Raw genomic sequence first — 18,339 nt, forward strand, 5'->3', positions numbered from 1 at the left:
GATGGTTGCCGTTTGAAGCAATGTCCGAAACCAAGCCCCCGTTCTCGGTGCGGGTCGAACCGCTCGGCCGCACGTTCGAAGCCCCCGACTCGCTGACCGTGCTCGAAGCCGCCGGCTTCGCCAATCTGCGTTTGCCGCGCTCGTGCCGCAATGGCACGTGCAGGACGTGTATGTGCCGGCTCGTCAGCGGCACGGTTTCGTACACCATCGAATGGCCGGGATTGAGCCGGGAAGAGAAGGCGGAAGGATTGATCCTGCCCTGCGTCGCGGTGGCGCAATCGGATGTAGTGATTGAGGTGCCGGACGCCGTGGAGCTAATCTAGCGGCTTTGGTGTCCCGTTCCCTTCACGCTCTCCGTTCGCACACGCTTGCCCAGACGCAAAATGATGGTGGCAACCGCGCTTTCGACCCGGCAACGCGCCGTCTCGATCAAGAGATCCGGGTTGGCCGGAACCTCGTAAGCGGACGAGACGCCGGTGAATTGCGCGATCTTGCCGAGTCGCGCCTGCGCGTACATGCCCTTCGGATCGCGCTGCGAGCAAAGCTCGGCAGACGCCGAAATGAAAGTTTCCAGAAAGCCAGCGCCGATAATCCCCCGGGCCAACTCGCGCTGCGCGGCGAGCGGCGAAATGGTGGCGACCAGCACGATGTGACCCGTCTGCTGAAACAGCCTGGCGACATGCGCAATGCGGCGAACATTTTCGAGGCGGTCCAGATCTGAAAATCCCAGGTCGGAACACAAGCCCTCTCTAAGCGTATCGCCATCGAGCACCACCACTTTTGTGCCCTGCTCCAGCAACGCGATATTCAGTGCCTGCGCGATAGTAGTCTTACCCGCACCTGGCAGCCCCGTCATCCAGATAACCGATGGTAATTCGGCGCTCGTCAATCCAATGTTGGCGTTCATGAAATCGCATCCAGATTATTTTCGATCTCACTTTAACGTTTGCGCGCCGACTTTCCGTCGCTGGAAAAAAATAATCGCTTTACCGAAAATTTCACCCCGGCATTGGCAAGTGGAGGCGTTGTCCGGCAACGGCGTCCCGAGTGGAAACCGGCTGCGTCCGTTAATTCGCGCGGAATGAACAGTGTGTTGTCATTTCAGCGGATTTTCTAAAACAGGCAACGGACTACACTCACGGCACTCCATCATCGTGAATGCATCATGCTGCTCGCATTTTTTATCTTGTCGCCGCTAGCCATTTGGGCGCTGATCGGGTTCGCGCGCCATATCAACCCGCTCACCGGCCACTTCACCCCCGGCGAGTGGCGCCGCCGCTCACTTGAAACCCTCAAAGTAAGTCGGCCAATGTAAAAGCTGCGCACGAGGCCGACGATTTTTTCAAGCGCTCCGGCTTAGCGACGGCCGTCGATATCAAGGCCGGTCGACTCGGGCGCACCACCTGCCAGAAATGCTTCAAGTCCGAACAGCCACGCGAAACAGAGCGTGACGCGAGCCAGCGAGCCGCCATGCCGTTGTGAATGGGAAGCCTCGGTGTTCGCCTCGGGCGGCGCAAGCGGTAGTACCGTGCGGGATGAGGCGTAGTCGGCAGCGGTGTGGTCAGGGCGCATGGTGATTCTCGTTATGTGCTTCGGGTAGCCTCAACAAGCAAACGGCGTGCCTTCCCACGCGAGCCCCCGCCCAGCCGACGAAATCCGCGCTCCATGCATCAAGGGACAGCCGGCTTCCGCCGTAATCGTCTCATCTGCGCGAACCTAGCGCGCGCTCGATTTTCTGGTCGGTCTTGTACTGGCTCAGCGCATATACCGACCAGATCGCCGCTGGAATCCAGCCAATCAATGTGATTTGTAAAATCAGGCAGATGATGCCGGCGAACGGTCGGCCGATCGTAAAAAACTGGAACCACGGCAGGATGATGGCAAGCAGCAGGCGCATGCAGATTTCCTTATGTTATGACTTTCCGGCTCGCCTTACTCGCAGCGGCGCACCGGACCAATCGACTGGAGCGAAGCGCGGCGCAATGCCGCCTCCGTATTCCGCCCGCTCGAAAAATGACTGAAGCTGGACGCGCCAAGATCGTACCATTCGCGGTTTGCGGACCGGCAGGCTGTGGGTCTGCAGACACACGTGCATTTTTGTTCGCGTAGCGGGCAGAATTTTTTCGTGCGATAAGGGAAACACCTATGGGTAATCCCTATTCCACGGAGCAACAGATGGCCACGCTAGAAGCGTTTCGCGCCGTGCTTGACGATGAAGGCACGCCGGAAATCATCCGCAATCACATCATTGACTCGCTGCAATACACGCTGCGCAACTACGGCCAGGTGTTCACGTCGAAGGAAGTCGAGTGGCTGGCTGTTTGGGACGACGCCCGCATTCCGCTCGCCGCCTCGCGCGAACTGAAGAAACGCATCGCGGAAACCACCCGCTGACACCATCGCCATAGAGAGTCGCCGGCCGGAAGCGCTGGCGTCCTCGCACAACGCATCCGCCCAACCACCCTCTCTCGCCGCCCGCAACAGGGTCCGCGAGAACGCCTGCAATGCCGCTTTCCGGCCCGCCGCTGGTCGTTCGGCATGTTTTGCTATCCAAGCTGGCCCATTTAGTGCATCATATTGGAATAGCTGTATTCGGCACCTGCAGTATCGGCAGCACCAATCGGCATCTCCGCAGTACCCCCGACTGTTCGACCGCCGCCTGTCGGCGATCCCGTCACTCCGGCAGTGCGCAGCATGCATTCGCCGTCGCGAGTTGTGCAGTTTTCATGCGCCTGATGTCCACGCGGCATTAGCGTGTTTCTTCTCCATCCAATCCGCGATTTTGCGCGGCTGCGCTCAAGCCCCCTGCCATCGGGCCTGTGCCACTCTTTTTCCATGGCGGCGCGCCCCAAGGTGCTGCACTGCCGGGCCTGTTGTGCCGGGCGTAACACGCCTGACACGGCAGCCACGTATTACAGGACAAGGACTTCATGAATCAAGTTGTAAAGACCTACAAGGGCTACGAAATTCATCCGCTCGTGTATCCGCGCCGTCCCGCTGACGGCACGATCAGCCGCAATCCGGACGCAGGCTACGACGCCTCGGTGCGCATCTGCCGCGTTGGCGCCAATCCGGCAGCCGACGGCCGGGTGTTCCGCCTGCCGTATCTGTGGCCGTTCGAAGGCACCGGCAAGGCCCGCATCGCTTGCATGGCGCACGCTGAACAATTGATCGACGGCCGCGTAGACGGCCAGTCGGTGGCCGATCTTTGATTGGCAATCGCACAACTGCCCCCATCTACGCAAGGTGCGCCTCGCGCGCCGCGCCGCTCCATCCTCTGCGGGTGCGCCGTGACGGCGCCCGCCCTGCCTCATTACAAGCTTTGCCGTTGAGCAAGGCACCCTTACCCCATCGACCAGGAGTAATACATGGCGAAAGAAGAACTGCTTGAACTTGACGGTATCGTCGACGAAGTACTTCCGGATAGCCGTTACCGCGTGACGCTCGACAACGGTGTCGTGGTTGGCGCTTATGCGTCCGGACGCATGCGCAAGAATCACATTCGTATTCTCGCGGGCGACCGCGTGACGCTCGAACTGTCGGTCTACGACCTGACCAAAGGACGGATCAATTTCCGTCACAAGGACGAACGCGCCTCAGGTGGCGGCGGCGCCCGTAATACGCAGTTCCGTCGTCGCTAATCGTAGTTGAAACGGCGGCACGTTTGCCGTCGTCTTGCGGCCTGGTGTTGATTGCAACCACCCGCTAGCGAAACTTCTCGCGCGCCTTCTCCGGCTTGAATAGTGCCAGAGCGGCGCGCAGCGGAGCCGCATCGCCGCCGAGCTGCTCGCTGGCTTCGATTGCCGCCTCCAGCATCGGCTGACGCATCCGCAGCATCAGCGCCTCATCGACCCGCGAACGTGGCCCAGCCAGCGTGAACACGCCAGCAAGCGGCCGTGCCGCCGAAAGCACCGGCGTCGAAATCCCCGCCGTATCTGCATCCCGCTCTCCCACCGACAGGTAATAGCCGTCGCGGCGGATTCGCTCGAACAGCTCTCCATGACCGCCGTCGAACGCGCTTAGCACGCGTCCGCCTGACCCTTTGTCCATGGGCAAGACGTCGCCCTCGCGCACGTGATCGCGGATCGCATGGGTCGAATCGACGCGATGCAAACACACGCGCAGATCTTTTTGCCGCACGTAGAACGAGACGCTTTCGCCGCTGGCGTCGCGCAGGCGGCGCATCAACGGCAACACCACATCCCCTAGTTGCAGACTGCGCTGATACAGCGCGCCCAGTTGCAGCGTCGCCGGACCGACATAGTAGAGACCGTCGTCCGAGCGCAGCAGCATCCGATGATGCGCAAGCGATGCGATCAACCGCAGGATCGTGCTTTTGTAGAGGCCAGTGCGGGCCGCAAGCTCAGCGAGCGATACGCCTTTATCGTCAGGGCGAAACGCAAACAGGATGGCGAACGCGCGATCGAGCGCGGCGACGCCGTCGGGTGCGTGCGAGGGGCCCGAGGCAGCTTCGGCGTCGGCGGTAGAGGGACCGGAAGCGCCGGAAGATCTGGAAGCGGCCATAGGAAGTGTGCAAGCGGTGAAAAGAGCTGGGAAACGCCGGATTTGACCAGCGTTATGCGTGACAGAACGCCATCTTACCCGCCGCGGCCGGGAGTATTCCACTGCGCCGTCAAGACCGACCCGGTGCTCGAATCAGTGATAAATACGGAGCTGTGATGCGGACCACCAAACGTAACATTGGTGATCGTGCGGCCCGCGCACGATTCGATTTTGGCGATCCCCTCGCCGTGCGGATTCAGCACGAACACCGCGCCAAGCGATGCATGCGCGACAAACAGATTGCCGTCGCGGTCCATCGTCAGGCCGTCGGGGCCGCTCACGCCATAGAACTGCGCAAAACGTCCGACCTTGCTGGTGCTGCCGTCGTCGAGCAGCGGCAGGCGCCACACCGAGTTGTCGCGCGTCATTGCCACAAACAGCACTTTTTCGTCGGGACTTAGCACCAGTCCATTCGGGCTCGGGCCATTCGCAATCAGACAGTCGAGCCGGCCGTCGGGACGCAGCCGGTAGACGCGCCCCGTCGGATCGTGCAAGCCGGTCTGGCCCTGATCGGTAAAGTAGATATCGCCATTGTTCGCGACGATCAGATCGTTCGGCCCTTTGAAACGCTCGCTATTGCGTCGTGCGATCACCGGGCCGACCGTGCCGTTTGCCGGATCGAGTGCGAGGATGCCGTTTTTGTAGTCTGCAATCAGCAGGCGGCCATCGGGATGCCATGTCAGACCGTTCGGCTCGCCATCGTATTCGGCCACCACGCTCCATTCGAGCTTCGGTGAAATCCGCAGGATGCGGCCGTGCGGAATATCGACCAGATACAGATTGCCATGTGGATCGAAGCAAGGGCCTTCGATAAACGAATCCACCATGGCCCCGCCCTTGTTGGCGCGCGACCACTCCGTCACTTCGTGGCGGCGCATCGATGGCGGCATGGCCGTCAGAATCGCGGTTCCAACGATGGGCGGCACGGGAGACCAGTTCATTGCCCCTCCTCTTCCTGCTCGAGATGGCGTGTTGCGGGCCCTGTATAGCGATAGGCCATCTGGCGCGGCATTGGTCCCTTGTTGCGCTCGCCGCGGCCGCGCTGCTCCCACGCATGAGACAGAATGCCGACCGCGCGTGACAGGCAAAAGACGCCGCGCGCCAGTTCGGGGGCGAAGCCGAGCTCGGCGTAAATGACGGCGGTGGCGCCGTCGATATTCATCGGAATCGGCTTCGATTTGCGCTGCTTGAGCAGGTCCTCGATGGCGCGCGCGATGGTCGCGTACTTGCCGGACACGACGCCCTGGGCCGCAGCTTCGTCGACCATGCCAAGCAGGCAGCCCGCGCGGGGATCGACAGGGTGGAAACGGTGTCCGAAACCCGGCAGATACTTGCCGCGCTCCGCGATAAAGGCGTCAATGCATGTCTCGACCGCGACTGCCAGCGTTGCCCCGTCGACCTGCGCCTGTTCGATCGCATGGAAGAGCTCGACGGCTTGTTGCCCTGCGCCGCCGTGCACATCGTCGAGCGTATTCAGCGCTGAGGCCATAGCGCCGTTCAGCGGCAATCCGCAGCTCACCGCCATACGCGAAATCGCAATGGAAGGCGCATGCGGACCGTGATCGACGGACGCCACCAGCGCCGCTTCCAGCAGACGTGCTTCGCCTGCACTCGGCAAATCGCCGCGCAGCATCAGCCAGATCATCTGCGGAAAGCTGATCTGCCCGATCAGCTCCTGAATCGGATAGCCGCGCACCTGGATCGAGCCCGGGTGAATATCGATGATCGAGGTGCTCCAGTAATCGGCAGCGAGCGTGGCGGGGTCGATCGGGGTATGGGTCATATCAGTTGCGTCGGTTAAGTCGGTTATGTCAGCGGTTGATATCTTCGAGTGCGAGGCCTTTCGTGGCGGGTCCCATGATGCCGATCAGCAGCATCACAAACACCATGCAACTGCTGATCATGACGAACACGCCGTTTGCGCCGAAATCGCGCAGAAAGAATGCCACCAGAAAGCCGGAGAAGATCGCGCTCAGGCGGCTCCATGAGTAGACAAAGCCAATCGCCCGCGCACGGATTTCGGTCGGATACAGTTCGGACTGATAGGTCTGGAACGAGTAAGTCATGATGGTCAGCGCGAGGTTCATGCAGAAGCCGAACACGATAAGCCCGATCGACCCGGTCTGATGCGCGAAAGCGAGCCCGAACACCGCTATCGCACCCGATGAGCCGACCAGACTCCACTTACGTTCAACCCTGTCGGCAAAGTAGAAAAACAGCGCCGGCCCGAGCGGTAGCGCAATCGACATCAGGAAGGAGTACTGCAGGCTATGCACGAGATTGATGCCCTTGCTCGTGAGGAGCGAAGGAATCCAGTTGCTGAAGCCGTAAAAGCCGATCACCGAGACCGCGTTGTAGACCGACATCATGATCGTGCGCTTCAGGTACGGCGCTTTCAGGATGTCGCGAAAGCGGCGCTCGACGGTCGGCACGCTATGCGCATGCGGGACCGCCGTCGGCAACGCGCGACCGTACTGACGCTCGACGACGCGCTCGATCTGCTGCGTCACGCGCGCCGCTTCATCGAGGCGGCCGCGCGTCACCAACCAGCGAGGACTTTCGGGAATACCGAGCCGGATAACCCACACGATCGCCGCGCCGACGGCGCTCGCAAGCACGACCCAGCGCCAGCCGTCGAGACCGAATGGCTGTTGCGGAACGAGCCACCACGACATCAACGCGACCACGGGCACCGCGCAGTACGGCACGATTTGTGTGATCGCAAAGGCGCGGCCGCGCAGATTCTTCGGTATCAACTCCGCGACGTAGGTATTGATGGTCACCATCTCGACGCCGAGTCCGATTCCCGCAAGCAGGCGAAACATATTCACGCCGAGGGCACTTTGCTGAAACGCCATCATGAGGCTCGCTGCCGTATAGCCCAGCAATGCCACCACGAAGATACGTCGGCGTCCGAAACGGTCCGCAAGAAAGCCGAGTCCCATGGTTCCAATAAAGAGCCCGAGAAACGTCGACGCCACAAACGCAGCGATACTGTTCATCGCAAAGATCGATGTCGAGGTCTTGACGAACAGGCCACTCACAATCAGCCCCGGCGCGATATAGCCGGTCATAAACAGATCGTAGAACTCGAAGCAGCCGCCGAGCGACAGCAGGAACACAATGGTCCAGATATGTCGCGTGGCAGGCAACCGGTCGAGGCGCGCGACAATGCCGCGTGCCTGGCTCTCCTGATCGACGCCGTGCTCCACGGCATCCGCGAAGGCGCTGCGGGCAACCGTGTCTGATGCTTGTCTCATGAATTTCCCCATTCAGGTCTCTTTGGGACCCGGGCTTAAATGACGCCGTCTTTTCGCAGTTGCGCAATGGCGCTGGCGTCGAAGCCCAGACGCTGCAAATGCGCGTCCGTGTGCTCGGACAAATGCGGCGCGCGCGAGGTGGGCGCGCCGCTCGAAACTTCGCCTTTGGCGTCGATAAAACGAAAGCCCGCGCGCGTCACACGCTGGACGGTCTCGCCGTCCTGTAACTCGTGGACGAAAGAACGTTCGACCAGTTGCGGCTGGCCGATCGCTTCCGGCACGCTCAGCACGAGCCCTGCCGGCACACCAGCCGCGGTCATGCGTTGCTCCCAGTTGCTGGCGGTGTCGACGGCGAGCGCAGCTTCGATCTCGCGCTTTAGCTCGACGCGATATTGCTTGCGTGAATTGCGCTCGTTAAAGCGTTCGTCTTGCGGCAGATCTGGCCGGCCAATCAGTTCGCATAACGCAATAAACTGCTTGTTCTCGTTAGCGGCGATATTCAGCATGCCCTCGCCGCAGACGAAGGTCCCGGACGGTGCGGCCGTGAAGTTTTCATTGCCCATCGGCGTGGGCGTCACACCGGCATTCAGATAGTTGGAGACCACCCAGCCCATGCTGGAGAGTGTCGCCTCTAACATCGAGACGTCGATCACCCTGCCCTCGCCGGTGCGCTGAGCTGCCACCACAGCCGCGCAGATCGCCAGCGCTGCGCTCATGCCTCCGACGGTGTCCGACACCGGGTAACCGACGCGCAACGGTGCGCTTTCGGCATCGCCCGTGACGCTCATTGCGCCCGACATGCCCTGGATGATCTGGTCATAAGCGGGACGATGCGCCAACGGGCCGTCATTGCCGAAACCCGAGATCGCGCAGTAGACGAGCCGCGGGTTCACGTCGAGCAGCGTTTGCGCGCCCACGCCCAGGCGGTCCATTACGCCCGGGCGAAAATTTTCGACCAGCACGTCGGACTCGGCCACGAGCTTGCGCAGGATCTCTTTGCCCGCCTCGTGCTTCAGATTGAGCGTCAGCGACTCCTTGCCGGCATTCACGGCCACGAACGACGCGCCCATATTGCGTGCCGAGGCTTGCGGGTCGGCGCCTAGACGGCGCGCCAGATCGCCGCCGGCGGGATTCTCGATCTTCATGACATCGGCGCCGAGCAGCGCAAGCTGGTAGGTGCAGAACGGTCCCGAGAGGACGTTGGACAGATCCAGCACGCGAATGCCGGAAAGCGGGAGGGAAACCATCACGAGCCTTTTCTGGGTTTCTGGTTGACGTTCTGTCTAATAGAACGACGTTCTATAATTTGATGAAGCGGATTGTGGTCCTCGGGATTGGGAGGTGGGAATAGGGGTTACCCCGGGTTTGTCGAGGTCATCCTAGGCCAGAGACCCCCTGTCTCCCGAGTGTGTAATGCCACGTCCGTGTTTTTGAAAGATCGACCAACAGATTCGCCACGACCATCCGCAAATGCTTATCAGACAAGGCAGTCCCACGAGAGCGATCGACAAACGCGGCGTCGAATCCCCAGCGCCAGTTCTGTGCAGGGCCGCATCGCCCCGCACCACTGGTGTGCATTCACCACCCCTTAAGCTGGCGGTCCGGCGAAAGCATTGAGATCGGCAACGTTCGCCGGTGGTATGAAACCTGCTTAAAGTACTCACCATCCATCGCACCCGCTGCGTGAACCCACAAAGCCTCTCGCCACCCGCCCAAAGCCGCCGCCCCCGCCGACCCATGCTGCGTGTACTGCTCGTAACCGACACCGACAAGCCGATTGGCGATCTGCGCGAAGCCCTCGCGCGGCTCGGCTACGACATGCTGGCCGGCACGGCGGCCTCGCAGGCGCTGCACAGGAGAGTGGAAAACGAACGGCCAGATGTGATCATCATCGACACCGAATCGCCGTCACGCGACACGCTCGAACAGCTGGCAGTGATGAACGCGACCGCACCTCGCCCCGTGCTAATGTTCAGCAACGACACCAACCAGCAACTGATTCGCGACGCCGTGGGCGCCGGCGTCACCGCCTATCTCGTCGAGGGTCTCGCGACGGAAAAACTCGCGCCGATCCTCGAAGTAGCGCTCGCCCGCTTTGCCCAGGAAAGCCAGCTACGCGAACGGCTCGCTCAGGCCGAAAACGAGCTGGCCGAGCGCAAGCTGATCGACCGCGCCAAACGTCTGCTGATGGATCAGCAGAAAATGACCGAACACGCCGCGTATGCAAGCCTGCGCAAGCGTGCCATGGACCAGGGCGTCAAGCTCGTCGAGGTCGCGCGCCAGATCGCCGCGGCCGCTGACTTGCCCAAATAAAGCGTGGCTCATGAACCAACCTGCTCCCATTAGCCAACCCTCCGCACCTATGCAGCTCGAGAAAACGCATCTGCGGCTCGGCTTTGTCTCGCTCGCGGACGCGGCGCCGCTCGTCGCGGCAAAGCTGCTCGAATTCGGGCATGCGCATGGCCTGACCCTGGAGTTATCGCGTCAACCGTCATGGGCCGCGCTGCGCGACAAACTGCTGGCTGGCGAACTGGATGCCGCTCATGCGCTGTACGGTCTCGCGTATGGTGTGCAGCTCGGCCTGGGTGGTCCGCAAACGGATATGGCCGTCCTGATGGTGCTCAACCGTAACGGCCAGGCCATTACGCTTTCGAACCGCCTCGCCGATGCGTTGACCGAATATCAAACGTTGCCGCGGGCATTGGCGACGCTCGGCCGCAAACCGGTGTTTGCGCAGACTTTCCCGACGGGTACGCATGCGATGTGGCTCTACTATTGGCTGGCGTCGCAGGGCGTACATCCGTTGCGCGATATCGAAAGCGTTGTGATTCCGCCGCCTGATATGGTTTCTGCGCTGGCCGAAGACAGGCTTGATGGATTGTGTGTCGGTGAACCGTGGAATGCCGCCGCCGAAGCGCGCGGCATCGGCCGCACAATCGCCTATAGCAGCGAGATCTGGCCCGACCATCCGGAGAAAGTGCTCGCCTGCCGGCGCGATTTTGTGGACCAGCATCCCCATACCGCCAGAGCGCTGGTGCAGACCATGCTCGAAGCGTGCCGCTGGCTCGACGGCGACGGACATCGCAACGAGATTGCGCGCTGGCTGGTGCGGCCGGAGTTTATCGGTATCGATGAACCGTTGATAGCAAAGAGGCTAGCGCGCGATAGTGGATCGATGGCGCGTGGTCGTTTACCGGTGCGGTTTTTCGAAAACGGCACGGTGAACTATCCGCGACCAGATGACGGTGTATGGTTTCTGACCCAATATGAGCGCTGGGGGATGATCGCGCGCCGCGATGACTATCGCGAGATCGCAGTAGCGATTAACCAGACCAAGTTGTATCGCGATGCGGCGAAAAGAATGGGTATTGCGATTCCGGCTGAGAGCGTCTCGCAGCGGCTAATAGATGGCCGCGTGTGGGACGGTAGCGAACCCAGTAGCTATGCAACCGGGTTCGAAATCCATGCCTAACCATTCCCCCCATGAAACAGCGTCAGCTTATTCGACACCGAATTCACCCCAGACACCGTCTTCGCGACCGTTTCAGCCTGAGTAATCTGATCCCCGGTATCGACGCTACCGGACAGCGTCACTGCACCGCTGCGCGCCCGAACATAAACATTCGAGACGTTAAACCCCTGGGCCTTCGATAACGCGCGGCGCACAGCCCGTGCAAGCGCGCGGTCGGCCTTCGAGACAGCTTTTTTGGAGCTCGTCGCCGAACTGGCGTCTGGTGCGGCCATCGCATCACTAGCTTGCGCATAAGCGGCAACGGGCACCGCAATTGCTACTGTTAGACATAACGCGCTCAAGATTCCGACTGTCTTCATGTTCTTCTCCTGTCTTTGCCAATCGTTGACCAGCGTCATTCGTCCGCCGCAACGGCTGACAAATTGCCGATTGAACCGGCATGCGTCGCGCTGACCTAGTTCAATCTAATTCATCGGCTAGCAAAGCGAAAGCGCAAAGCGTTCGACAACCGTTGTTTTTCCAGCGCCATTCTCATTCGCCAGTGGCATGGTCGCTGGAAGCGAGCGCAGTTCCAGCAGCCTGACTCCATCCGCCGCCAAGCGAGCGATACAACGCCACCGCAGCCAACGCATGCTCGCGCTTCGCCTGATTCAGCGAATCGGAATCCTGCAGATACGTCTGCTGCGCCGACAGTACATCGAGGAAGTCCGTCGCGCCGCCTTTGTACAACTGGTTTGCCAGCTTGAGCGACTGGTCCGACGCGCCCAGCGCATCGGTCAGTTTTTGTGTCGAGGCTGTCGTGCTGACCAGATCGCTGCGGGTATCCTCCACTTCCCTGAGCGCCTGCAGCATCGTCTGCTGCAGATTCAGTTGCGATTCACGCATTTTGCTTTCGCTCTGCTGGATGTCCGCCGTGATCCGTCCCGCGTTGAAAATCGGACTGCTGGCGTTCACCGCCGCGCTAAACAGGTTATCGGTCAACGTCGGCAAACCAATGTATGAAGCGGCCAGCAATCCATCGCTCAGATTCAGCTGGAATTTCGGGTAACGCTCCGCTCTCGACACCCCCACTTCCGCCGCGCGCTGCTCGACGGTGGCATAGGCCACCAGCACATCGGGCCGGCGCAGCAATGCTTCGGACGGCAACGTCGTAGGCGCGGCGCCTTCCGGATTGGGGATCGGACCAGGCGTAGCCAGCACCAGCTTGTCCACAGATTCCGGCGTGCGGCCCGAATACACGGCAATCAGGCTCAGTTCATGTTCAATCGTCGATTGAGCACGCGGTATCCGCGCCTGCAGTTCATCCAGTTGATTCTGGGCGCGGGCCACGTCGAGTTGCGTCGACAAGCCGTACTTGAGACGCTCCTGAGTCAATTGCAACGCATGCTGCCGGATTACCTGGTTATCCTGCAGAATCTGCAGTTCAGATTGCGCCCAACGCAGATCGACATAGGCCGATGCGGTGTTGGCCGCGAGCGCGAGCCGCAATGCATCCTCGGCATGCTGTTGCCCGACCAGTTGCGCCTGGGCTGCGAGCAGATCGAGCCGTTCTCCACCGAATACATCGGGCGACCAGTTCAGCGCGAGGCCGGCGCCACCTTCTCGCACATACCCGAGCGGCGGCGGCGTGTTGATGCGGGTGTCCGCAGCGGTAGCGGTAGCGTCGAGTTCCGGCAGCAGCACCGCATGCTTCTGCGTGGTGATCGCTTGCGCCTGCTTGACACGCTCCGCGGCGCCCTGCAGATCCAGGTTGCCGGTCAGCACCGAGTCCACCAGTTCGTCGAGTACCGGGTCGCCGAATTGCGACCACCAGGTCTTTGCGTCGACGGCATCCTTCGGGGCCTCTACGCTCCAGCTAGCCGGTGCGACGGTTTTTACCGTGGCCGGCAGATTCGCGTGAGTGGCCGGCTGAACCGCACACGCGGCCAGCGAAAGACAAGCCAGAATTTCTATCAGAAGCTTTTTCATGATTGGCCTCAATGTGCGTCAGGCGGCGGCGCACTGTTAGAGAAAGGTTTGGAAAACAGCACACTTGCTATCGCAACGATGAAGCACAGCGACAGCACATAGAAGGTGTCCGAGTACGTCAGCACCAAGGCTTCGCGCAACACCAGCGCGTGAAGATTGGCGAGCCCGGACTGGGTCGTATTGAGCACGTCGCCTGCCACAGACGACCAATGCGCGGTTTGCTGGGTCAGTAAAGATTCCACTTCGGGACTGCCAGTCGTGACGCTTTCGTTGAGCCGCAGATAGTGGAAGTTGAGACGGTCGTTAAGCATGGTCGCGCTGACCGCAATGCCGATCGCACCACCCAGGTTACGCATCAGATTGAACAATCCACTGGCTGACTTCAGCCGCGACTGGGGCAGCGATCCGAGTGCCATCGTGACAATCGGCGGCACTGCGAACTGCTGACCGATGCCACGCAAGGCCTGTGGCAATAGCAGTTGCTGCCAGCCCCAATCGTGAGTCAGCGGGACATACAGGTAACAACCGAGGCCGAAGCAGATCAACCCGAACAGCAGCAACAGGCGCATATCGACAAACCGGGCCACCATCGCGTAGACCCCGAGTGCAAGCAACTGGAATACGCCGACCGAAAGCAACGCGATACCAATCTGCAGCGAACTGAAGCCACGGACCTGGCCGAGAAACTCAGGCGTGAGAAACACCGCGACAAAGATCCCGATCCCCGTGATGAACGACAGCAAGCTGCCGATGCCGAAATTCCGCACCACCAGAGCGCGCAGATCGACGATGGGGTCGTCGGTGGTCAGCGCATGGACGAAAAAGAGAAAACCGCAGATCGCCGAAATCCACGTACATGCGATGATGATGTGATCGCCGAACCAGTTCTTGCGCGGGCCTTCTTCCAGCACATACTCGAGGCAGCCGAGAAATCCGCTCATCAGCAGGATTCCCAGGTAATCGCCCTTCTTCAGCAACGACAGATCGGGCTTATCGACATTCACATACTTCGGCACCAACGCGGCCACTGCCACACCCGGCACGACGTTCAGATAGAACAACCAGTGCCACGACCACTGATCGGTGATCCAGCCGCCGATCACCGGGCCGATCGCCGGCGCAAGCGAAGCCAGAGCACCGATCGTGGTGGACGCAACCAGGCGCTGCTTGCCCGGAAACAGCACGAAAGCCGTGGTGAATACCGTCGGGATCATCGCGGCGCCCATGGCGCCCTGCAAACCGCGAAACAGGATCATCGAGTTGATGTCCCAGGCGATGCCACACAGCATGCTGGTAACGGTAAAACCCACCGCAGAAGCAACGAACAGCCAACGTGTCGAAAACACTTTGGAGAGCCAGCCCGACATCGGAATCACGAGAATTTCCGCGATCAGATAAGCCGTCTGGACCCATGACAACTCATCCTGACTCGCGGAAAGCCCGCCGCCGATGTCCCTCAACGAGGACGCGACGATCTGGATATCCAGGGTTGCCATAAAAAATCCCAGACACATGAGCGCGAATGCAAACACACGTTGCCGCATCGGCTGGGACGCCGGATCGAGGAGATGAGCGCTTGTCATGATATTGGCCTTGTCAGCTCAATGAGCGCTCGATGCTTGCGAACCGTCCGCAAGGTGCACTTCGACCGTTGCCGACAGGCCGGGGCGCAACACGTTATCCATGCCGCGCGGCACGTTCAGGCGAATCCGCACCGGCACGCGCTGCACGATCTTGGTGAAGTTGCCGGTTGCGTTTTCGGGCGGCAGCACGCTGAAGGTGGCGCCAGTAGCGGGCGCCAGGCTTTCGACATAGCCGTGCACGGGGATGCTCGATGCGTCGAGCGCGACGTCGGCCTTGTCGCCGATCTGCATCTTCCTGAGCTGGTCTTCCTTGAAGTTCGCGTCGACCCAGAGGTCGGTGGACGGCACCACCGTCAGGAGAGGTGCGCCGATATTGGCTAACATGCCAACCCGCGCGGTGCGGTTGCCGATATAACCGTCCACAGGCGAGCGGATCGTCGTGTATTCGACGTTCAGTTGTGCGACCCGTTGCGCAGCCAGCGCCGTATTGACGCGCGCCTGCGCGTCGGCAATCTGCGCGCCCAGCACATCCAGTTCGCGTTGAGCAGCAAGCACCGCTGCTCCACTGCTTTGCACCGCGGCCTGCGCCTTGGAGAAATCGGCGTCGGCACGCTCGACAATCTGGTTGGACACGGCATCGTCCTTGACCAGTTCGCGATAACGCGTCTGGTCTTCGGCGCTGCGCGTCAGTTCAGCCGAAGAGGCCCGCGCGTCCGCCTGGTGCTGGTTGATCACCGCCGCCTGCAAGACCCGTTTCGCCTGCAGTTCCGATACTGCGGCACGGGCGCTATCCACTTCGGCTGTGGCCTGCGCAAGCTTCGCGTCGTAGTCTCGCGCGTCCAGTCGGATCAGCACCTGATTCGCGCTGACGTGCTGGTTGTCCTGCACGAGGATGTCCGTGACGAAGCCGTTGACCTTCGGCGCCATCACCGTCACGTTGCCGCCGACGTAGGCATCGTCAGTAGATTGCTCGAAGCGCAGGACAAAGAACCAATAGCCCGCCGCCGCAGCTAGCACCACCGCCACGAGACCATAGGCGAGGCGCATCCATGGAATGCGCCTCCCCTTCACAGCTTCCGCAGACGCCGCAGGAACAACAGGAACGGGTGTTGAAGGACTCGACATGATTTCACCTGTGTATATGCACTAAATTGAATGGAAAATTGCCTTTACTGTCTGGGCCAACGGCCCAATCTTTCTTTAAGCCCTCGAAACGTCGCGGGTCAGACGGAACAGTTCGCGTCGGAGCATGGCGGCCTGCTGCGGTCCAAACTTGCGCTCAAACTCGTTCTGAGCGGCCAGCCAATGCACCATCGCTTCATCCAGCCTCGCGTGACCGCATGCGGTCAGCACCAGTTGCAGACGCCGCGCGCCCTGCCCATCCGGTTCATTGGCGATCAGGCCGTTTCGCAGCAAAGGCCTAAGCGCGCGCACCAGCGTGGTTCGATCCATCACCATCGCCTGCGCGAGTTCGAGCATCGTCAGGTTCGCGCCGTCTCGCAGCGCGGTGAGGATGCTGAACTGCGTCGGGGTGACCTCTGCTTCAGACAAATGCCGCTCGTAAAGCTGGGAAATATGGCGGGCGGCTTGCCGGATCGCGAAGCAGTCGTCGTTTTCGGGTGATGTGTGCATGTGCACAGATTAGAGATACGGCCTTGCCGGAGCAATCTCCTGGACGCATCTGATTGTTGTGATTGCGACAAGAATCCGGTCAGCAAGCGGCTTGGGCTGGCTGGGCGCGTCGGCGCCAGGCCGATCGGCCAACGGTCAAATCGTCCGGCCTATGACCTGCTGTTCAGATCCGATGCTGCCTCGACGGCCAACACATCGGCAAAGAACTCCGCCGCGTGTTCGACAAACGCCTTGACCTTGGCCGGCAACAATGTGCGCGTGTTGTACGCGAGCCGCAGATCGACCACGGCGTCGATGAGCTCGAATTCTTCGAGAATGACCACGAGCCGTCCGCTGGACAGCTCAGTCTGGGCCAACGCTGCGGGCAAGACGCCAATTCCAAGCCCTTGCAGCACCATCTCACGATTGAATACCGCATTATTCGAGGCAATGTCGTACCTGAGCGGTACCGACAAATCCTCCGCGCCAAGCCGGAAGGTCAACTGGGGCTTGCGAAACGCCGGCGAGAGCACGATAAACATGTGCTCAGTCAGCTCCGACGGATGCGTTGGTCGCGAATGCTGCTTCAGATAGTCCGGCGCCGCGAGGATGGCGAATGGCATGCGCTCAAGCAAGCGGGTCACGACCGTGTCGGAGTTCAGCATAAACGGCAGCACGAGGCCGAGGTCGAAGCCGTCTGCGACCAGGTCGATGGGCCGCTCCGTGAGCGTCACGTCAAGGCTTACCTTGGGATGCTTGAGCTTGAAGCTGGAGATCAACGGCACCAGCCGGTTCACGGTGGCGGTGGTATGCGCGACGAGGCGCAGCACGCCGCTCGGTTCGCGAGTCTGCGCCGAGGCGTCGGCTTCGAGCGCTTCGAGATCGTCGAGAATCCGCGCGCAACCTTCGTAGAAGTGTTCCGCTGCTTCGGTCAGCGAAACCTGTCGCGTGGTCCGGTTGAACAGACGGCTGCCGAGACGGCGCTCGAGTCCGGAAATGGAACGCGACACGATCGGCGTGGTCAGGCCGAGCATGTCCGCAGCGCGCGTAAAGCTCCTGGATTCGACGACGGCGCGGAAGACTCGCAGACTCTCCAGATAATCCATAAGGCACCTCGTGGTGGGCTCGACGAATAGCAGTTGGCGGCGTGGGTCCGCAGGCCCACGCCGCCAACTTGCTCAAATGAGCGTCAGGAGATTACCGCATAGTTGGGCCCGGCTGGACAAGCCGTGCTCGTCAGCTCAGACCGCCAATTCCAGATCATCCGCAGCCTCAACCGGGGCACTACGCCGGATGGCCGGTTCCGCCGCGACAGTCGGCAGGCAACGCTGTTCAGCGTCTTCCTGACCCGAAAATAGCGGGCATCGGCCAAACAGCTCCGCCACCCAGTCGACGAAAACGCGCACCGTAGGCGACAGATGCCGGTTATGCGGATAGACCGCCGAGATCGGCAGCGGCGACGGTTGCCATTGCGCCAACACCTCGACGAGTTCGCCGGAACGCAGATGAGGCAACGCCATAAAGCGCGGCGCCTGCAGGAGACCCACCCCTTTCAGGCCGCTCGCGACATACGCTTCGGCGTCGTTCACGGCGATGTTGCCGCGCATCTTCACATCGACGGTTTGCCCGTCGACGCCAAAGGTCAGATCTATCACGCGCCCTGTGCGGCCGAGGAAATAGTTCACGGCGACATGGTCCTGCAGATCTTCGATCGTCCGCGGCGTACCGTGTTGTTCGAGATAAAGCGGGCTCGCCACGGTCACCCGCTGAAACACCCCAATACGCCGTGCGACGAGGCTCGAGTCCTGCAGGGTGCCAATGCGGATCACGCAGTCCACGCCCTCCTGAATCAGGTCAACGGGTTTGTCGCCGAAGCCGACCA

Annotated in this window: 22 protein-coding genes; 7 read left to right on the forward strand and 15 right to left on the reverse strand. The window is 61.0% G+C overall.

Translation table 11 applies throughout. From position 1 onward, the window contains the following. Positions 1-20: 20 nt before the first annotated feature. Positions 21-323 carry a 2Fe-2S iron-sulfur cluster-binding protein gene (locus M0954_RS26885; protein ID WP_122158959.1) on the forward strand — a complete coding sequence of 101 codons (303 nt, stop codon included), beginning with the start codon at positions 21-23 and terminating at the stop codon, positions 321-323. Here the strand turns inward: M0954_RS26885 and cysC are convergent. Further along, positions 320-907, reverse strand: coding sequence for an adenylyl-sulfate kinase (gene cysC / locus M0954_RS26890; RefSeq protein WP_122158957.1), 588 nt, complete (start codon positions 905-907; stop codon positions 320-322). The two genes, M0954_RS26885 and cysC, sit on opposite strands and share 4 nt — an antisense overlap. 258 nt (positions 908-1,165) lie before the next feature. On the opposite strand from cysC, the gene M0954_RS26895 reads away from it, so the two are divergent. Next, positions 1,166-1,315, forward strand: coding sequence for a hypothetical protein (locus M0954_RS26895; protein WP_166660946.1), 150 nt, complete (start codon positions 1,166-1,168; stop codon positions 1,313-1,315). Between the two features lie 41 nt (positions 1,316-1,356). On the opposite strand, the gene M0954_RS26900 is transcribed toward M0954_RS26895, so the two are convergent. Further along, positions 1,357-1,572, reverse strand: a complete 216-nt coding sequence (locus tag M0954_RS26900) for a hypothetical protein (protein WP_122158955.1) — start codon at positions 1,570-1,572, stop codon at positions 1,357-1,359. A gap of 130 nt (positions 1,573-1,702) precedes the next feature. Next, positions 1,703-1,897, reverse strand: coding sequence for a YqaE/Pmp3 family membrane protein (locus M0954_RS26905; RefSeq protein WP_122158953.1), 195 nt, complete (start codon positions 1,895-1,897; stop codon positions 1,703-1,705). Between the two features lie 278 nt (positions 1,898-2,175). Between M0954_RS26905 and M0954_RS26910 the strand changes: the two genes are divergently transcribed. The 3 genes from M0954_RS26910 to infA all read left to right on the forward strand — a co-directional run bounded on the left by M0954_RS26910 (position 2,176) and on the right by infA (position 3,641). After that, complete coding sequence (locus M0954_RS26910) at positions 2,176-2,394, forward strand: hypothetical protein (RefSeq protein WP_122158951.1); 219 nt, start codon at positions 2,176-2,178, stop codon at positions 2,392-2,394. Positions 2,395-2,930: 536 nt separating this feature from the next. Continuing rightward, positions 2,931-3,212 carry a hypothetical protein gene (locus M0954_RS26915; protein ID WP_122158947.1) on the forward strand — a complete coding sequence of 94 codons (282 nt, stop codon included), beginning with the start codon at positions 2,931-2,933 and terminating at the stop codon, positions 3,210-3,212. A gap of 156 nt (positions 3,213-3,368) precedes the next feature. After that, positions 3,369-3,641 (forward strand): translation initiation factor IF-1, encoded by a 273-nt coding sequence (gene infA / locus M0954_RS26920; RefSeq protein WP_042325066.1) that lies wholly within the window; start codon positions 3,369-3,371, stop codon positions 3,639-3,641. A 64-nt stretch (positions 3,642-3,705) separates the two neighbouring features. Here infA and M0954_RS26925 read toward each other — a convergent pair whose 3' ends face one another. The 5 genes from M0954_RS26925 to M0954_RS26945 form a co-directional block, all read right to left on the reverse strand. Then, positions 3,706-4,524: an IclR family transcriptional regulator gene (locus M0954_RS26925; protein WP_122158945.1), complete on the reverse strand. Its 819-nt coding sequence runs from the start codon at positions 4,522-4,524 to the stop codon at positions 3,706-3,708. Between the two features lie 74 nt (positions 4,525-4,598). Beyond that, complete coding sequence (locus M0954_RS26930) at positions 4,599-5,504, reverse strand: SMP-30/gluconolactonase/LRE family protein (RefSeq protein WP_297356502.1); 906 nt, start codon at positions 5,502-5,504, stop codon at positions 4,599-4,601. Continuing rightward, positions 5,501-6,346 carry a citryl-CoA lyase gene (locus tag M0954_RS26935; protein WP_297356504.1) on the reverse strand — a complete coding sequence of 282 codons (846 nt, stop codon included), beginning with the start codon at positions 6,344-6,346 and terminating at the stop codon, positions 5,501-5,503. The genes M0954_RS26930 and M0954_RS26935 overlap by 4 nt, the downstream gene beginning before the upstream one ends. Positions 6,347-6,374: 28 nt before the next feature. Continuing rightward, entirely contained in the window at positions 6,375-7,823 is a 1,449-nt protein-coding gene (locus tag M0954_RS26940; protein ID WP_297356506.1) for an MFS transporter, read from the reverse strand. A 35-nt stretch (positions 7,824-7,858) separates the two neighbouring features. Then, the gene (locus tag M0954_RS26945) at positions 7,859-9,070 is read right to left on the reverse strand and encodes a CaiB/BaiF CoA-transferase family protein (protein WP_297356519.1); all 1,212 of its coding nucleotides are present in this window, start codon (positions 9,068-9,070) and stop codon (positions 7,859-7,861) included. Positions 9,071-9,560: 490 nt separating this feature from the next. Here M0954_RS26945 and M0954_RS26950 point away from each other — a divergent pair, with 490 nt between their 5' ends. Both M0954_RS26950 and M0954_RS26955 read left to right on the forward strand, forming a co-directional pair. After that, a complete protein-coding gene (locus M0954_RS26950) occupies positions 9,561-10,136 on the forward strand; it encodes an ANTAR domain-containing response regulator (RefSeq protein ID WP_122158937.1) in 576 nt (191 codons plus the stop codon). Between the two features lie 10 nt (positions 10,137-10,146). Then, positions 10,147-11,295 (forward strand): CmpA/NrtA family ABC transporter substrate-binding protein, encoded by a 1,149-nt coding sequence (locus M0954_RS26955; protein ID WP_297356508.1) that lies wholly within the window; start codon positions 10,147-10,149, stop codon positions 11,293-11,295. On the opposite strand, the gene M0954_RS26960 is transcribed toward M0954_RS26955, so the two are convergent. The 7 genes from M0954_RS26960 to M0954_RS26990 form a co-directional block, all read right to left on the reverse strand. Beyond that, positions 11,292-11,654 (reverse strand): BON domain-containing protein, encoded by a 363-nt coding sequence (locus tag M0954_RS26960; RefSeq protein WP_122159629.1) that lies wholly within the window; start codon positions 11,652-11,654, stop codon positions 11,292-11,294. The genes M0954_RS26955 and M0954_RS26960 overlap by 4 nt on opposite strands. Before the next feature lie 172 nt (positions 11,655-11,826). Then, positions 11,827-13,263 (reverse strand): efflux transporter outer membrane subunit, encoded by a 1,437-nt coding sequence (locus M0954_RS26965; protein ID WP_297356510.1) that lies wholly within the window; start codon positions 13,261-13,263, stop codon positions 11,827-11,829. Positions 13,264-13,271: 8 nt separating this feature from the next. Next, positions 13,272-14,846 (reverse strand): DHA2 family efflux MFS transporter permease subunit, encoded by a 1,575-nt coding sequence (locus tag M0954_RS26970; protein WP_122158931.1) that lies wholly within the window; start codon positions 14,844-14,846, stop codon positions 13,272-13,274. An 18-nt stretch (positions 14,847-14,864) separates the two neighbouring features. After that, on the reverse strand, positions 14,865-15,971 hold the full coding sequence (locus M0954_RS26975) for an HlyD family secretion protein (protein WP_297356512.1): 1,107 nt from the start codon (positions 15,969-15,971) through the stop codon (positions 14,865-14,867). 75 nt (positions 15,972-16,046) lie between these two features. Continuing rightward, entirely contained in the window at positions 16,047-16,478 is a 432-nt protein-coding gene (locus tag M0954_RS26980; RefSeq protein WP_297356514.1) for a MarR family winged helix-turn-helix transcriptional regulator, read from the reverse strand. Positions 16,479-16,627: 149 nt separating this feature from the next. Then, on the reverse strand, positions 16,628-17,563 hold the full coding sequence (locus M0954_RS26985; RefSeq protein ID WP_122158927.1) for a LysR family transcriptional regulator: 936 nt from the start codon (positions 17,561-17,563) through the stop codon (positions 16,628-16,630). A gap of 135 nt (positions 17,564-17,698) precedes the next feature. Beyond that, positions 17,699-18,339: LysR substrate-binding domain-containing protein (locus tag M0954_RS26990; RefSeq protein ID WP_367279538.1), on the reverse strand; the 641-nt coding region annotated here is incomplete at its 5' end.

This window comes from Paraburkholderia sp. (assembly GCF_026225065.1).
In the GTDB taxonomy this organism is placed as follows: Bacteria; Pseudomonadota; Gammaproteobacteria; order Burkholderiales; family Burkholderiaceae; genus Paraburkholderia.

What these genes read in the sequence shown, in the direction of transcription:
- M0954_RS26885 (WP_122158959.1), top strand. Translation starts at nt 21, where the DNA reads ATGTCCGAAACCAAGCCCCCGTTCTCGGTGCGGGTCGAACCGCTCGGC.
- cysC (WP_122158957.1), bottom strand. Translation starts at nt 907, where the DNA reads ATGAACGCCAACATTGGATTGACGAGCGCCGAATTACCATCGGTTATC.
- M0954_RS26895 (WP_166660946.1), top strand. Translation starts at nt 1,166, where the DNA reads ATGCTGCTCGCATTTTTTATCTTGTCGCCGCTAGCCATTTGGGCGCTG.
- M0954_RS26900 (WP_122158955.1), bottom strand. Translation starts at nt 1,572, where the DNA reads ATGCGCCCTGACCACACCGCTGCCGACTACGCCTCATCCCGCACGGTA.
- M0954_RS26905 (WP_122158953.1), bottom strand. Translation starts at nt 1,897, where the DNA reads ATGCGCCTGCTGCTTGCCATCATCCTGCCGTGGTTCCAGTTTTTTACG.
- M0954_RS26910 (WP_122158951.1), top strand. Translation starts at nt 2,176, where the DNA reads ATGGCCACGCTAGAAGCGTTTCGCGCCGTGCTTGACGATGAAGGCACG.
- M0954_RS26915 (WP_122158947.1), top strand. Translation starts at nt 2,931, where the DNA reads ATGAATCAAGTTGTAAAGACCTACAAGGGCTACGAAATTCATCCGCTC.
- infA (WP_042325066.1), top strand. Translation starts at nt 3,369, where the DNA reads ATGGCGAAAGAAGAACTGCTTGAACTTGACGGTATCGTCGACGAAGTA.
- M0954_RS26925 (WP_122158945.1), bottom strand. Translation starts at nt 4,524, where the DNA reads ATGGCCGCTTCCAGATCTTCCGGCGCTTCCGGTCCCTCTACCGCCGAC.
- M0954_RS26930 (WP_297356502.1), bottom strand. Translation starts at nt 5,504, where the DNA reads ATGAACTGGTCTCCCGTGCCGCCCATCGTTGGAACCGCGATTCTGACG.
- M0954_RS26935 (WP_297356504.1), bottom strand. Translation starts at nt 6,346, where the DNA reads ATGACCCATACCCCGATCGACCCCGCCACGCTCGCTGCCGATTACTGG.
- M0954_RS26940 (WP_297356506.1), bottom strand. Translation starts at nt 7,823, where the DNA reads ATGAGACAAGCATCAGACACGGTTGCCCGCAGCGCCTTCGCGGATGCC.
- M0954_RS26945 (WP_297356519.1), bottom strand. Translation starts at nt 9,070, where the DNA reads ATGGTTTCCCTCCCGCTTTCCGGCATTCGCGTGCTGGATCTGTCCAAC.
- M0954_RS26950 (WP_122158937.1), top strand. Translation starts at nt 9,561, where the DNA reads ATGCTGCGTGTACTGCTCGTAACCGACACCGACAAGCCGATTGGCGAT.
- M0954_RS26955 (WP_297356508.1), top strand. Translation starts at nt 10,147, where the DNA reads ATGAACCAACCTGCTCCCATTAGCCAACCCTCCGCACCTATGCAGCTC.
- M0954_RS26960 (WP_122159629.1), bottom strand. Translation starts at nt 11,654, where the DNA reads ATGAAGACAGTCGGAATCTTGAGCGCGTTATGTCTAACAGTAGCAATT.
- M0954_RS26965 (WP_297356510.1), bottom strand. Translation starts at nt 13,263, where the DNA reads ATGAAAAAGCTTCTGATAGAAATTCTGGCTTGTCTTTCGCTGGCCGCG.
- M0954_RS26970 (WP_122158931.1), bottom strand. Translation starts at nt 14,846, where the DNA reads ATGACAAGCGCTCATCTCCTCGATCCGGCGTCCCAGCCGATGCGGCAA.
- M0954_RS26975 (WP_297356512.1), bottom strand. Translation starts at nt 15,971, where the DNA reads ATGTCGAGTCCTTCAACACCCGTTCCTGTTGTTCCTGCGGCGTCTGCG.
- M0954_RS26980 (WP_297356514.1), bottom strand. Translation starts at nt 16,478, where the DNA reads ATGCACACATCACCCGAAAACGACGACTGCTTCGCGATCCGGCAAGCC.
- M0954_RS26985 (WP_122158927.1), bottom strand. Translation starts at nt 17,563, where the DNA reads ATGGATTATCTGGAGAGTCTGCGAGTCTTCCGCGCCGTCGTCGAATCC.